The following is a 13808-nucleotide window of genomic DNA, read 5'->3' on the forward strand; positions in this document are numbered from 1 at the left end:
CTGATGTGCGCTTGAGGACGTCAAAAGGCGCTGCGCGCCTTATCGCAGCCTGCGGCAGCGGCTACGTTTCGCTGTCGCGGGTTAGCGCGTAGGATCAATCACCTTCTTTCCGAGCGCTCCACCCATGCTGCACAACATCCCCACCCACGTCATCGCCGGCCCCCTCGGCGCGGGCAAGACCAGCCTGATCCAGCACCTGTTGGCGCAGCGTCCGGCCCATGAGCGCTGGGCGGTGCTGATCAACGAGTTCGGCCAGATCGGCCTGGACGCGGCGCTGCTGACCCGGGACGAGGACGGTATCGCCCTGGGCGAGGTGGCCGGTGGCTGCCTGTGCTGTGTCAACGGTGCGCCGTTCCAGGTGGGCCTGGGGCGCCTGTTGCGCAAGGCCCGGCCCGATCGTCTGTTTATCGAACCTTCCGGCCTGGGGCACCCGGCGCAGCTGCTCCAGCAATTGCGCGAGGCGCCCTGGCAACAGGTCCTGGCCGTGCAACCTTGTGTGCTGGTGCTCGATGCCCAGGCATTGGCGGCCGGCAAGCCGCTGCCGCGGGCCCAACAGGAGGCGCTGCCCAGCGCTGGCCTGTTGCTGCTGAACAAGGAGGAGGGGCTCGACGCGGTGCAGCGTCAGGGCATTCTCGAGCAGTTGCCGGCCTGTCCGGTGCTCTGGAGCACCCGCGGGGCCTTGCCGCTGGACCGTTTGCCTGGCGCGGACGTTCAGGCGGGGGCGGCTGTAGAGGCCTTCGAAGTACCCAAGGGATTGGCGCAGTTGCCGGCGATCTGGACCGATCCGGCCCAACCCATCTGCCTGAGCCAGGCCCAGGAGGGCGGCTGGAGCATCGGTTGGCGCTGGCACCCAAGCCGGGTGTTCGAGGTCGGGCTCGTCGAGCAATGGCTGGCGAGCCTCGACTGGCGCCGGGCCAAGCTGGTGATCCAGGGTGCCAATGGCTGGGTGTCGGGCAACGCCCTGGATAACGCCGCGTTGCACTGGCAAGCCAGCGAATGGCGCCGCGATTCACGGATCGAGCTGATCTTCAGCGAGCCGCAAGACGTGGCCGTCCTGCAACAATCCCTGGCCAAGTGCTGCCAATAGTCCAATGCAATCCGATGCTTCTGTAGGAGCGAAGCTTGCTCGCGATAGCCGCGAAGCGGTGATTTATCCTGGTAAACCGCGTCATCGTTGACGTCTTTTTCGCGGGCAAGCCTCGCTCCTACAGGATTGCATAGGCGGTTGGCGCTACTTGCTGCGCTCTTCACGCCACTGGCTCAGCTCGATCACCTCGGCGCTGCGTGTCGGCACGGATGGAGGCGCCGGCGTTGCAATCGGGTAGGGCGCCAGCTCGATCTGCGCGCTGTGGGCGCCGAACTGGGTGATGGTCCCCGCATGGCGGGTTTCGCCGGTGACGGTGAATTCGAAGTTGTAGATCCGGGCCAGGCGCCGGCGGCCACTGGCGTCCCTGACGAAACCGATGCGTTTCAACGCCACGTTGCCGTCCAGTAGCTCGATATCGAGCCGCGCGCAATGCTGCTTGACCCTCTCCAGCGCCCGCTCGCGCAGGCCGTGGTTGTGCCATAGCCAGGCGGCGCCGGTCGCCAGCAGCATCAGCACGAAAATGTTTCCAAGGGTCAGCATGAGGTGCGCTCCAACGAAGTCGCACCAGCTTAACTGCGTCTTCGGTCTGTCGTACAGGTTGCGTTTAGTCGCATACTGCGCGGCTCGAATTTCAATCGTTTTACGGAATGACCCGAATGAAACGTACGCCTCATCTGCTTGCGATCCAGTCCCATGTGGTCTTCGGCCATGCCGGCAACAGCGCCGCGGTGTTTCCCATGCAGCGGGTCGGGGTGAATGTCTGGCCGCTCAATACCGTGCAGTTCTCCAACCACACGCAATACGGCCAGTGGGCCGGCGAAGTGCTGTCGCCGCACCAGATTCCGGAGCTGGTGGAAGGCATTGCCGCCATCGGCGAGCTGGGCAACTGCGATGCGGTGCTGTCCGGCTACCTGGGCAGCGCGGCGCAGGGGCGGGCGATCCTCGGTGGCGTGGCGCGGATCAAGGCGACCAACCCCAAGGCCCTGTACCTGTGCGACCCGGTGATGGGCCACCCGGAAAAGGGCTGCAGCGTGCCGCAGGAGGTCAGCGACTTCCTCTTGGAAGAAGCGGCGGCCGTAGCGGACTTCCTCTGCCCCAACCAGCTGGAATTGGACAGCTTCGCCGGGCGCAAGCCGCAGTCGCTGTTCGACTGCCTGGCCATGGCCCGGGCGCTGCTGGCTCGTGGGCCGAAAGCGGTGCTGGTCAAGCACCTGGATTACCCGGGCAAGCTGCCGGACGGCTTCGAGATGCTGCTGGTGACCGCCGAAGGCAGCTGGCACCTGCGTCGTCCGCTGCTGGCATTCCCGCGTCAGCCGGTGGGCGTGGGCGACCTGACTTCGGGCCTGTTCCTGGCCCGGGTGCTGCTGGGCGACAGCCTGGTGGCGGCGTTCGAGTTCACCGCCGCGGCGGTGCATGAAGTGCTGCTGGAAACCCAGGCCTGCGCCAGTTACGAGCTGCAGCTGATACGGGCCCAGGACCGGATCACCCATCCACGGGTGCGGTTCGAGGCGGTGCCGATCGAGCTGTAACGGGTTGCGTGGGGTTTATCACGAACAGGCTCGCTCGGTAGCGGCGAGCCTGTCTTGGACCATCAGGCGTCGGCCTTGATTTCCTGATAGCGCTTTTCCAGCTCCTGGCGGATCTGCCGGCGTTGCTGGGCCTGCATGAAGCGGCGCTTGTCTTCGCTGGTTTGTGGTTGCAGGGGCGGTACGGCGGCGGGTTTGCGCTGGTCGTCCACGGCCACCATGGTGAAGAAGCAGCTGTTGGTGTGGCGCACCGAGCGCTCGCGGATGTTCTCGGTGACTACCTTGATACCGACTTCCATCGAGGTGTTGCCGGTGTAGTTGACCGAGGCCAGGAAGGTCACCAGTTCGCCGACGTGGATCGGCTCGCGGAAGATCACCTGGTCCACCGACAGGGTCACCACATAGCGGCCGGCATAACGGCTGGCGCAGGCGTAGGCGACTTCATCGAGGTACTTGAGCAGGGTGCCGCCGTGGACATTGCCTGAGAAGTTGGCCATGTCAGGGGTCATCAATACCGTCATCGACAGCTGGGCGTTTCCGGGTTCCATAGCACACTCACGGGTTAAGGCAGGGTTGCGGGGCGCACCTCTGCGGGTGCTTAGGTCAGCGTTTCAAACCATCGATAACGGGACGCTGCGCTCGCGGTCGCCGTCACGCGGCGATCTATCTGTTTCCATATATTGCACCGCCTTTCTGGCACAAGTCGCGATGTTAACCTTCAAAAGCCCGTCCCAAGGGCTTTTCCCGCTGGCCGGCAGGTCGCGCACCCCGCCGCGTCGCACGCAACAAAACGACCCCAAGGAGCCCCACGCCATGCATGCCATCAGCTTTATTCAGGACCTGGCAGTGATCATGCTGGTTGCAGGCGTGGTGACCATTCTCTTCCACCGGCTCAAGCAGCCGGTGGTCCTCGGCTATATCGTCGCCGGCTTCATCATCGGCCCGCACACCCCGCCGTTCGGCCTGATCCACGACGAAGACACGATCAAGATCCTGGCCGAGCTGGGGGTGATTTTCCTGATGTTCTGCCTGGGCCTGGAGTTCAGCCTGCGCAAGCTGTTCAAGGTCGGCGCCACGGCCTTTATCGCGGCGTTCATGGAAATCGTGCTGATGATCTGGATCGGCTACGAAATCGGTCGCTGGTTCGACTGGAACACCATGGACTCGCTGTTCCTCGGCGCGATCCTGGCGATTTCCTCGACCACCATCATCGTCAAGGCGCTCAACGACCTGAAGATGAAGAACCAGCGCTTCGCCCAGCTGATCTTCGGTGTGCTGATCGTCGAGGACATCCTCGGCATCGGCATCATCGCCTTGCTCTCGAGCATCGCGGTCAGCGGCACCGTCAGCTCCGGAGAAGTGTTCTCCACCGTCGGCAAGCTCTCGCTGTTCATGATCGTCGCCCTGGTGATCGGCATCCTGCTGGTACCACGGTTGCTGGCCTACGTCGCCAAGTTCGAAAGCAACGAGATGCTGCTGATCACCGTGCTGGGGCTGTGTTTCGGCTTCTGCCTGCTGGTGGTCAAGCTGGAGTACAGCATGGTGCTCGGCGCCTTCCTGATCGGCGCGATCATGGCCGAGTCGCGGCAATTGCTGAAGATCGAGCGCCTGATCGAACCGGTTCGCGACATGTTCAGCGCCATTTTCTTCGTCGCCATCGGCCTGATGATCGACCCGCAGATCCTCCTGCAATACGCCTGGCCGATTGCGGTGATCACCGTCGCGGTGGTGCTGGGCAAGATGCTGTCCTGCGGCCTGGGCGCCTTTATCGCCGGCAACGATGGCCGCACCTCGCTGCGGGTCGGCATGGGCCTGTCGCAGATCGGCGAGTTCTCCTTCATCATCGCGGCGCTGGGCATGACTTTGCAGGTCACCAGCGACTTTCTCTATCCGGTGGCGGTCGCCGTATCGGCCATTACCACCTTGCTCACGCCTTACCTGATCCGCGCCGCCGACCCGCTGTCGCTGAAGCTCGCCGCCGTGCTGCCGACCCGCCTGAGCCGGGTGCTGGGCCTGTACGGCGAATGGCTGCGCAGCATCCAGCCCCATGGCGAGGGGGCGCTGCTGGCGTCGATGATCCGGCGGATCCTGTTACAGGTCGGGGTCAACCTGGCGCTGGTGGTGGCGATCTTCTTCTCTGGCGGTTATTTCGCCGCGCGCATCGGCGAATACCTGCAGGACTGGATCGGCGATCCGAGCTGGCAGAAGGCGCTGATCTGGGGTGGGGCGCTGCTGTTGTCGCTGCCGTTCCTGATCGCCGCCTATCGCAAGCTCAAGGCCCTGTCGATGCTGCTGGCGGAGATGGGCGTGAAGCCGGAAATGGCCGGGCGTCACACCCAGCGCGTGCGCCGGGTGATCGCCGAGGTGATCCCGGTGCTGTCGCTGCTGGTGATCTTCCTGCTGCTGGCGGCGCTGTCTTCGAGCATCCTGCCGACCACCGAGTTGCTGGTGCTGATCGCGGTGGTGACGGCGGCGGTGGCCGCGCTGCTGTGGCGCTGGTTCATCCGTGTGCACACTCGTATGCAGGTGGCGCTGCTGGATACCCTGGATAACCACAAGGAAGACAACGGGCACTAATTGCCGGGTGATGCACAACTCAAGGGCTGGTCGCGCCAGTGTCGCCAGGCTTCGGCCCAGCCCTGGTCGTGGGTGACCCCGGGCAGGCTGACGGATTGCACACACAAGGCTTTCGTCCCCAGCGCCTGTCGATAGGCGGGGTAGAGGCTGGCAGGCACGCTGCGGTCGGCCTGGCCGAGCAGATGCCGTTGCGCTACCCGTGCCAGCTTGGGAGCCTGGTCCAGCGGCTCGAGGGAGCCGTGCAACGGGCTCAGCCCCAGCGCATTGACCCATAGCCGAGGGCTCAGATTGCCGGCCAGGGTTTGCACCTGGGTAGTGTCGTCTCGCCGCGCGGCCAGCAACAGGGCCAGTGCCGCGCCACCGGAATGGCCGATCAACTCGAAATCCTGATTGCCGTAACACTGCTTGAGGCGGTCGAGGGCCTGGTCGAGGCTAATGCGGCGATCGACCCGCTGGGGCGACCGCTTGTGAACGTCACGCAACGGGCGGCAGTCGATCCATGCACCTGCGCCCGCGGGGCGAAACCGCGCAAGGCCGATCAGCTTTCCAGCCAGACGTCCCGCGCCCAGTGCCATACCGACTCCCAGGACTCTTCGGTGATCAGCTCTTCTTCGCCGGACCAGAGCACCACGGTGCCGTCTTCCTCGACGCAGTAGTAGTCGTCACCGTCCTGGCAGATTGGGATCAGCTCGCGCGGCACGCCCATGTCCCAGGCGGTGGCGGCCACTTCCGGCAGGTAGGTGTGGGATTGCGGGTCGGTCACGGTGACCGGCTCCAGGCTGCCGTAGACGACATCGCTCACGGTCAACAGGAACTCTTTGAAGACGAAGGGGATATTGATGAACAGCTGTTCTTCGATTTCCACCAGCAGGTCTTCATCCGGCAGTTCCAGGGGAACGGGTACCGGTTCGTTTGCTTCACGGAGTTGCTCGATGACTTCTTCCACGGCCTGGGTCCTCTTAGCTCTATGGCGCGGTTTAATAGACGGCGGTTTATACAGTAGCTCGCTATAAGTGCAATCGTGAAATGCAAAACCCCGACCTGGGCCGGGGTTTTGCGATTAGCGATGTGACACTGGAGAGGATCAGCCGTTCTGGCGGATACCTGCAACCAGCCAAGGCTGGTTTTCGCCCTGGGCGCGCTCCATGTTCCAGCTTTCGCTGAACACTTCGCCCTGGTCGAAACGCGAGCTCTTCGACACGCCGGTGAAGGTCAGGGTCGCGATGGTCTTGTCGGCGCGGTCGTCGACGCCTTCAAGCTGCACATTGAGGTTGTCGATGTAGGTCGACTGGAAGCCGTCGCCCAGATCGGCACGTTCCTGCTTCAGGAACTGCAGCATCTGCGGGGTCACGAACTCGGCGATCTTGTCCATTTCGTTGGCGTCCCAGTGTTGCTGCAGGGACTGGAAGTGGTTGCGCGCGGCTTCGACGAAACGCTCTTCGTTGAACCAGGCCGGGGCGTTGATCACCGGACGGGCCGCGGCGGCAGGTGCAGCCGAACCGCCGAAGATCGAACCGGAGGCCGGTTTTGGCTCGAAGGCTTCACGCTGCATCGGCGCGTGGCCGGCTGGAGCGTACTGCTCCTGCTGCTTGCGACGACGGGCGGCGATGAAGCGGAAGACCAGGAAGGCGATGACCGCCATGATCAGGATGTCGAAGATCTGCATGCCCTGGAAGCCGTCGCCCATGAACATGGAGGCCAGCAGGCCGCCTGCGGCGATACCGGCCAATGGGCCGAGCCAGCGCGAAGCACCGCCGGCTTTGGCGGCAGCACCCGCGGCACCGGCAGCCCCTGCGGTCGCAGCGGCAGGACCCATACCGGAAGAGGACGGAGCCATTTGGCTGGTCTGGTGGGTCGGCGCAGCGCCGGCGCTTTTGCCGCCACCAAAGCGCTTGGCGTTGGCGTCGAGGCTCATCGTCAGGCCGATGCACAACGCCATGGCGATGCTAAGAAAACGTTTCATAAAGGGAATTCCCATTTGTGGATGGCACGCGCGCCATGTTGCACAGGTGAAGTGTCACTGGCTAGCGGCAGAGTGTTTCGGGCTTTTGCCTGACAGCCGCGGTTCAGCTTCGGTCGAGGCAAGTGGGCCCTGTACAGGTTTGTCCGTTGGGCGGATGCGATGGTTCAGTGGCAAAACATCCCGGCGCCAGCAGTCTCACTGCCGGCGCCGGTCGGGCCGATTGCGCCCCATGTCGCGGGTCGCTTCTCGTTCAGAAGCATCGCCCTTGCATGGCGAAGTCGGAGTCGAGGCTTCAGATGGCTTCGAGCTTGGCGTAGCCGAGCATCAGCCACTTGCTGCCTTCGCTGAAGTTCACCTGGACCCGGGCCTGGGCGCCGGCGCCTTCGAAGTTGAGGATCACGCCGTCGCCGAATACCGAGTGGCGTACCGCCTGGCCGAGGCTGAGGCCGGTGTCCGGGATCTCGCTGCCACCGAACAGGCTGCTGGTGCTCTGCGACTGGCCACCGCCGAACGGACGGCTGACGCTGTTGGACAGGCGCACTTCCTGGATCAGCCCCTTCGGAACTTCCCGTACGAAACGCGACACCTTGTTGTAGGTCTCGCTGCCGTACAGGCGTCGGGTTTCGGCGTAGGTCATCACCAGGTTCTGCATCGCCCGGGTGATGCCGACGTAGGCCAGGCGGCGTTCTTCTTCAAGGCGGCCGGGTTCTTCCAGGCTCATCTTGTGCGGGAACAGGCCTTCTTCCATGCCCACCAGGAACACGTAAGGGAATTCCAGGCCCTTGGCGCTGTGCAGGGTCATCAGCTGGATGCTGTCTTCGTGCTCGTCGGCCTGGGTGTCGCCGGCTTCCAGCGAAGCGTGGCCAAGGAAGGCCGCCAGCGGCGTCAGTTCCTGGTCTTCTTCGGTGTGCTCGAAGTTGCGCGCGGCGCTGACCAGTTCCTCAAGGTTTTCTACCCGGGCCTGGCCTTTCTCGCCTTTTTCCGCTTCGTGGTAGGCGATAAGGCCGGACTGCTCGATGACGGTCTGGGTCATCAGGTGCAACGGCATCTCGGCGGTCACGGTCGCCAGGTGCTCGATCAGTTCCATGAAGGCGCCCAGGGCACCGGCGGCGCGTCCGGTCACACCTTTATTGGCCACCAGCTGGCGCATCGCTTCCCACATCGACACATGGCTGTGGCGCGCATGTTCGCGAATCGCTTCGACGGTCTTTTCGCCAATGCCGCGGGTCGGCACGTTGATCACCCGCTCCAGGGCCGCGTCGTTGCCGCGACCTTCGAGCAGGCGCATGTAGGCCATGGCGTTCTTGATTTCGGCGCGTTCGAAGAAGCGCTGGCCGCCGTAGATGCGATACGGAATGCGCTCGCGCAGCAGCGCTTCTTCCAGCACCCGCGACTGGGCGTTGGAGCGATAGAGGATGGCGATATCGCTGCGGGCCAGGCCGGTCTTCAGGGCGCTTTCGATGGTTTCCACCACGTAGCGCGCTTCATCGTGTTCGTTGAAGGCGGCGTACAGGTTGATCGCTTCGCCTTCGCCGCCGTCGGTCCACAGTTCCTTGCCCAGGCGCCCGGTGTTATTGGCGATCAGGGCGTTGGCGGCCTTGAGGATACCGGCGGTGGAGCGGTAGTTCTGCTCCAGGCGGATCACTTCGGTGTCCGGGAAGTCTTCGGAATACTGGTGGATGTTCTCGATCTTCGCCCCGCGCCAGCCATAGATCGACTGGTCGTCGTCGCCCACCACCATCAGGCTGTCGCCGCCCTTGGCCAGCAGGCGCAACCAGGCGTACTGCACGGCGTTGGTGTCCTGGAACTCGTCCACCAGCACGTGGCGGAAACGCTTCTGGTAGTGCGCCAGCAGGCCCGGGTGGTCGCGCCACAGGTCCAGGGCGCGCAGCAGCAGCTCGGAGAAGTCGATGACCCCGGCGCGCTGGCAGGCGGCCTCGTAGGCTTCGTAGATGCCGCGCATGGTGGCCAGGAACAGGTCGCCGCTGGCTTGAATGTGTTGCGGACGCAGGCCTTCGTCCTTCTGCCCATTGATGAACCACTGGGCCTGCCGGGCCGGCCAGCGCTGCTCGTCCAGGCCGAGGTCGCGGATCACCCGCTTGACCAGGCGTTGCTGGTCGTCGCTGTCGAGGATCTGGAAGGTCTGGCTCAGGCCGGCCTCTTGCCAGTGCGCCCGCAGCAGGCGGTGCGCCAGGCCGTGGAAGGTACCGACCCACATGCCGGCCGGGTTGATCCCCATCAACTGCTCGATGCGCTGGCGCATCTCGGCAGCGGCCTTGTTGGTGAAGGTCACCGACAGGATCGAGTGGGGCGAGGCGTTCTCGACCTGGATCAACCAGGCGATACGGTGCACCAGCACTCGGGTTTTACCGGAGCCAGCACCGGCCAGGACCAACTGACGACCCAAGGAGGCAGCTACGGCCTGGCGTTGGGCATCGTTGAGGGAGTTCAGCAGAAGGGAGAGATCATCGCGCATCGGGGCATTCTAGGGGGCTGGCGCACACCGGGCAAACCAAGCTTTGGTTTAGCCGATAAAAGAACGCTGGGGACGACCGGTCGGTCACGGGCTGCAGCCGTTGGCCGGGCTTGGCCGGAGGAATTTCAGCGGGATCGGCGCTCGAGCCGATTTGCCGATTTTATGATTCCAGGCAGTTTGGTCCGGGCGGTTGCTTGTGTATGCTCCGGCGACGTTTCGGGCTCAATCATTATAAGAACACTGCCTATGACACTCAGCACTGGCCCGTCCGGACCCTTCGTGGAGCCTCGGGTTGTTCGCAAGCAATACGCCATGGAGATGGCGGTAGAGCGCACGCGCCTGCTTTATCAGGGCTCCCTGTTGCCCACTCTGTTCATGCTGCTCAACGGCCTGGTCTGCGCCTGGCTGCTGTGGAGCCCCGAGCGTTATTGGCTGGTCAGCGTGTGGATGGTCTGGCTGCTGGCCCTGGTCGCCCTGCGGGTGATCCAGGTGGCGGCGTTCGACTCGGCGATTCCCAGTCGCCAGGCGCAACCGGTCTGGCGCCGCATGTTCCTGCTCGGCTCAGCCGTCAGCGGCCTGACCCTGGCCTGCGCCGGCATCGCCCTGATGCCCACCGACAATTTCCTGCAACAGGCCTGGGTCTTCGGCCTGATCGGCGCGGCGATCCTCTCGGCCAGCGTGGCCTATGCGGTCAGCCTGCCGGCCTTCCTGTCCTTTACCTTGCCCTGTTTGCTACCGGCGATCGGCTACCTGTTCTGGGGCGGCGACGAACAGCAGCGTGGCTGGGGCTGGCTGGGCTTGATCCTGCTGGTGTCACTGAGCGTGGTGGCCTGGCAGGTCAACCGCCTGATCCAGATGGGCTTGCTGCGGCGTTTCCAGAACCAGGCCCTGATCGAACATCTGCAACAGGCGCAGAGCCGCAGCGAGCAGCTCAACAGTGAGCTGCTGCGGGAAGTCGAGCAGCGCCGCCGCGCCGAAGAAGAACTGCGCGAAGCCCAGGTCGGCCTGGAAAGCCGGGTGGCCCAGCGCAGCCTCGAACTGGACGCGGCCAACCAGGCCCTGAGCAAGAGCGAGGCGCGCCTGGCCCTGGCCCTGAAGGCCAGCCAGCTGGGGCTGTGGGACTGGAACCTGCAGACCGACGAGGTCCATCACAGCCATATCAAGGAACTGTTCGGCCTGGAACCGGAGTTCGTGCGGGCGATGCTCAGCCACCTCAAGCCGCTGCTGCACCCCGAAGACCTGCCGCTGCTCAAGCGCGCGCTGGTCGAGCACCTGAAGGGGCGCACCGAGGATTACCTGGTGGAATACCGCGTGCGCCACGGCGATGGCCACTGGGTCTGGATCGAGGACCGTGGGCGCGCTGTGGAGCGCGGCCCCGGTGGCCGGGTGCTGCGCATGGTCGGCACCCGGCGCGATATCAGCGCCAGCAAGCAGCAGGAAGAGCAGCGACGCCTGTCGGCGATGGTGTTCGAGGCGGCCAGCGAAGGCATCGTGATCCTCGACCCGGATTACGTGCTGCTGGTGGCCAACCAGGCGTTCAGCCGGGTCACCGGTTACCAGATCGAGGACATGCTCGGGCGCAATGTGGTCGATCTGCCGTGCAGCCGCGACGCACGCCGGCACTACCCGGTGATTCATCAGGCCCTCGAGCAGCACGGCAGCTGGCAGGGCGAACTGGTGGAGGCGCGCAAGAACGGCGAACTGTACCCGCAGTGGCTGCAATTGAATGTGGTGCGCGATACGCGGGGAAATATCAGCCATATTGTGGGCTTCTTCGCCGATCTGTCGGCGCGGCGCGAATCCGAAGAGCGCATGCGCTACCTGACCCATTACGACGAACTCACCGGCCTGGCCAACCGTTCGCTGTTCCGCGAACGCTTGCGCGAAGCCCATCAACGGATGCGCCAGGGCGGCCGCAGCCTGGCTCTGGTGCATATCAACCTGGACCGTTTCAAGCTGCTCAACGACAGCCTGGGCCACGACGTCGCCGACCAACTGTTGCAGAAAATGGCGCGGCGGCTGGTCAATGCGCTGCCGGAAGCCGACACCATTGCCCGGTTGTCCGGCGATGAGTTCGCGGTGCTGTTCGACGCCTATGGCAGCCTGTCGAGCCTGACCCGGGTGGCCACCCGCCTGTCGGCGAAGCTGCGTTTGCCGATCACCGTGGAAGGCCACGAGCTGGTGGTCAGCGCCTCCATGGGCATCAGCATGCTGCCCGACAGCGCGCGGGAAATTCCGGCGTTGATCAGCCAGGCGAACATCGCCATGCAACACGCCAAGCACCTGGGCGGCAACAACTTCCAGTTCTACACCGCCAGCCTGCAAGCCAGCACCCTGGAGCGCCTGCAATTGGAGAACCAGCTGCGCAAGGCGGTCGAGGAACGCCAGCTGAAGGTGTTCTACCAGCCGAAACTGTGCCTCGCCACCGGCCGCCTGAATGCCGCCGAGGCCCTGGTGCGCTGGGACCATCCCGATCTGGGGCGGGTGCCGCCGGGGGACTTTATCGGCCTCGCGGAAGAGATCGGGCTGATCGGCCCGATCGGCGAATTCGTGTTGCGCCAGGCCTGCTGGCAAGCTTGCGAGTGGCAGCGCCAGGGGCTGCCGGCGATCCGGGTATCGGTGAACCTGTCGGTGCATCAGCTGCGCCAGGGCAAGCTGGTCAGCCTGGTGCGCAGCGTGCTGGAAGAGACCGGGCTGGCGCCGCATTTCCTTGAGCTGGAGCTGACCGAAAGCCACCTGCTCGACAGCGTCGAACACATCGTTTCGACCTTCCAGCAATTGCGTGACCTGGGGGTGAAGCTGGCCATCGACGACTTCGGCACCGGTTATTCCTCGCTGAGTTACCTCAAGCGGATTCCGGTGGACTACGTGAAGATCGACCAGGCGTTCATCCGCGGCCTGAGCGAAGGCGGTGCCGACGCGGCGATCACCCGGGCGATCATCGCCATGGCCCACGGGCTGTCGCTGAAGGTGGTGGCCGAAGGGGTGGAACATCCGGGACAGCTGGCGTTTCTCAAGGAGCAGAAATGCGATGAGGTGCAGGGCTACCTGATCAGCCGGCCGGTGGAAGCCGAGGGCCTGGCGGCGCTATTGAGGGCCGAGACCTTGTAGCAATCGCAAGGGAGCAAGAGGTTTTCAGGAATATCCGAGATTCGGCTTTCACCGAAGCAGCGGTGGCGATACAGCCCAGTGTGAGCGCGGGCTGCGCCAGCAGCTACAAAGAGCACGCGAGGCTGAAACAGTGGGGTGCAAAGGTGATTCAGTTACGCATTGAGCAGGCAAAAAGCGAATTCATGTAGTATAACTACAAAATTGCTACATCCTTGGGCGTCTGCCCCATAACAACGAGTCCAGCCCTTTGAATCTGTTGCAGCACATCGCCCAATCACGCCATCTCTTGCGCAAGTCGGAGCTCAAGGTCGCCGATCATGTGCTGCTCGACCCTGCGGCTGTGATGCACAGTTCCATGGCCGACCTGGCCCACAGCGTGGGTATCAGCGAGCCGACCATTGTGCGCTTCTGCCGGGCCATCGGCTGCTCGGGTTTCCAGGACCTGAAGCTCAAGCTGGCCCAGAGCCTGGCCGCCGGGGCGAGCTTCGGCCAGTTCGCGATTCATGAAGACGACTCGGTCGCCGACTACAGCCTGAAGATCTTCGACACCACCCTGCACACCCTGATGGAGGTTCGCGAGAAGCTCGATCCGGTGGAGTTGCAGCGGGCGGTGACCCTCATGTCCCAGGCCCAGCGCGTGGAGTTCTACGGCTTCGGCGCTTCCGGCGCGGTGGCGGCGGATGCCCAGCACAAGTTCTTCCGCCTGCTGCTGACCGCGGCGGCCTATTCCGACCCGCATATGCAGGCAATGTCGGCGGTGACCCTCAAGCCCACCGACGTGGCGATCTGCATTTCCCAGTCCGGGCGTTCCAAGGACCTGCTGATCACCGCCAACCTGGTGCGTGAAAGCGGCGCCTCGCTGATCACCCTGTGCCCGAGCCAGACCCCGCTGGCCGAGCTGTCGACCGTGAACCTGGCGATCGACGTGCACGAAGACACCGAGATCTACACCCCGCTGACCTCGCGTATCGCCCACCTGGTGGTGATCGACGTCCTGGCGATGGGCGTGGCCATGGCCCGCGGCCCGAGCCTGGTCAACCACCTCAAGAGCGTCAAGCGCAGCCTTCG

Annotated in this window: 11 protein-coding genes; 5 read left to right on the forward strand and 6 right to left on the reverse strand. The window is 64.2% G+C overall.

Features of this window, described 5'->3' with window-relative positions; all coding sequences use genetic code 11:
- Nucleotides 1–124 precede the first annotated feature (124 nt).
- Nucleotides 125–1087, forward strand: a complete 963-nt coding sequence (locus tag DK261_RS30800; protein WP_110177314.1) for a GTP-binding protein — start codon at nucleotides 125–127, stop codon at nucleotides 1085–1087.
- A gap of 144 nt (nucleotides 1088–1231) precedes the next feature.
- On the opposite strand, the gene DK261_RS30805 is transcribed toward DK261_RS30800, so the two are convergent.
- On the reverse strand, nucleotides 1232–1627 hold the full coding sequence (locus tag DK261_RS30805) for a DUF3301 domain-containing protein (protein ID WP_110177316.1): 396 nt from the start codon (nucleotides 1625–1627) through the stop codon (nucleotides 1232–1234).
- Nucleotides 1628–1743: 116 nt separating this feature from the next.
- Between DK261_RS30805 and pdxY the strand changes: the two genes are divergently transcribed.
- On the forward strand, nucleotides 1744–2616 hold the full coding sequence (gene pdxY / locus DK261_RS30810; protein ID WP_007927602.1) for a pyridoxal kinase PdxY: 873 nt from the start codon (nucleotides 1744–1746) through the stop codon (nucleotides 2614–2616).
- A gap of 62 nt (nucleotides 2617–2678) precedes the next feature.
- Here the strand turns inward: pdxY and DK261_RS30815 are convergent, their stop codons facing one another.
- Entirely contained in the window at nucleotides 2679–3161 is a 483-nt protein-coding gene (locus DK261_RS30815) for an acyl-CoA thioesterase (protein ID WP_007927601.1), read from the reverse strand.
- 265 nt (nucleotides 3162–3426) lie between these two features.
- Here DK261_RS30815 and DK261_RS30820 point away from each other — a divergent pair, with 265 nt between their 5' ends.
- A complete protein-coding gene (locus DK261_RS30820; protein WP_096375832.1) occupies nucleotides 3427–5190 on the forward strand; it encodes a cation:proton antiporter in 1764 nt (587 codons plus the stop codon).
- Here the strand turns inward: DK261_RS30820 and DK261_RS30825 are convergent.
- The 4 genes from DK261_RS30825 to uvrD all read right to left on the reverse strand — a co-directional run bounded on the left by DK261_RS30825 (nucleotide 5187) and on the right by uvrD (nucleotide 9629).
- Nucleotides 5187–5672, reverse strand: coding sequence for a hypothetical protein (locus tag DK261_RS30825; protein WP_110177318.1), 486 nt, complete (start codon nucleotides 5670–5672; stop codon nucleotides 5187–5189). The two genes, DK261_RS30820 and DK261_RS30825, sit on opposite strands and share 4 nt — an antisense overlap.
- Before the next feature lie 56 nt (nucleotides 5673–5728).
- Nucleotides 5729–6136, reverse strand: coding sequence for an SMI1/KNR4 family protein (locus DK261_RS30830; RefSeq protein ID WP_007927598.1), 408 nt, complete (start codon nucleotides 6134–6136; stop codon nucleotides 5729–5731).
- 138 nt (nucleotides 6137–6274) lie between these two features.
- Nucleotides 6275–7153: a Tim44 domain-containing protein gene (locus tag DK261_RS30835; protein WP_009051633.1), complete on the reverse strand. Its 879-nt coding sequence runs from the start codon at nucleotides 7151–7153 to the stop codon at nucleotides 6275–6277.
- Between the two features lie 292 nt (nucleotides 7154–7445).
- Complete coding sequence (gene uvrD, locus DK261_RS30840; RefSeq protein ID WP_009041397.1) at nucleotides 7446–9629, reverse strand: DNA helicase II; 2184 nt, start codon at nucleotides 9627–9629, stop codon at nucleotides 7446–7448.
- A gap of 246 nt (nucleotides 9630–9875) precedes the next feature.
- Here uvrD and DK261_RS30845 point away from each other — a divergent pair, with 246 nt between their 5' ends.
- Together DK261_RS30845 and hexR are read left to right on the forward strand one after the other, a co-directional pair.
- Entirely contained in the window at nucleotides 9876–12740 is a 2865-nt protein-coding gene (locus DK261_RS30845) for a bifunctional diguanylate cyclase/phosphodiesterase (protein ID WP_110177319.1), read from the forward strand.
- A gap of 247 nt (nucleotides 12741–12987) precedes the next feature.
- A partial coding sequence (gene hexR / locus DK261_RS30850) for a transcriptional regulator HexR (RefSeq protein ID WP_110177525.1) occupies nucleotides 12988–13808 on the forward strand: 821 nt, incomplete at its 3' end.

Source organism: Pseudomonas sp. RW409, assembly GCF_003184125.1.
GTDB lineage: Bacteria > Pseudomonadota > Gammaproteobacteria > Pseudomonadales > Pseudomonadaceae > Aquipseudomonas > Aquipseudomonas chlororaphis_I.

Coding starts and splice junctions, on each gene's coding strand:
- DK261_RS30800 (WP_110177314.1), top strand. CDS start 125: ATGCTGCACAACATCCCCACCCACGTCATCGCCGGCCCCCTCGGCGCG.
- DK261_RS30805 (WP_110177316.1), bottom strand. CDS start 1,627: ATGCTGACCCTTGGAAACATTTTCGTGCTGATGCTGCTGGCGACCGGC.
- pdxY (WP_007927602.1), top strand. CDS start 1,744: ATGAAACGTACGCCTCATCTGCTTGCGATCCAGTCCCATGTGGTCTTC.
- DK261_RS30815 (WP_007927601.1), bottom strand. CDS start 3,161: ATGGAACCCGGAAACGCCCAGCTGTCGATGACGGTATTGATGACCCCT.
- DK261_RS30820 (WP_096375832.1), top strand. CDS start 3,427: ATGCATGCCATCAGCTTTATTCAGGACCTGGCAGTGATCATGCTGGTT.
- DK261_RS30835 (WP_009051633.1), bottom strand. CDS start 7,153: ATGAAACGTTTTCTTAGCATCGCCATGGCGTTGTGCATCGGCCTGACG.
- uvrD (WP_009041397.1), bottom strand. CDS start 9,629: ATGCGCGATGATCTCTCCCTTCTGCTGAACTCCCTCAACGATGCCCAA.
- DK261_RS30845 (WP_110177319.1), top strand. CDS start 9,876: ATGACACTCAGCACTGGCCCGTCCGGACCCTTCGTGGAGCCTCGGGTT.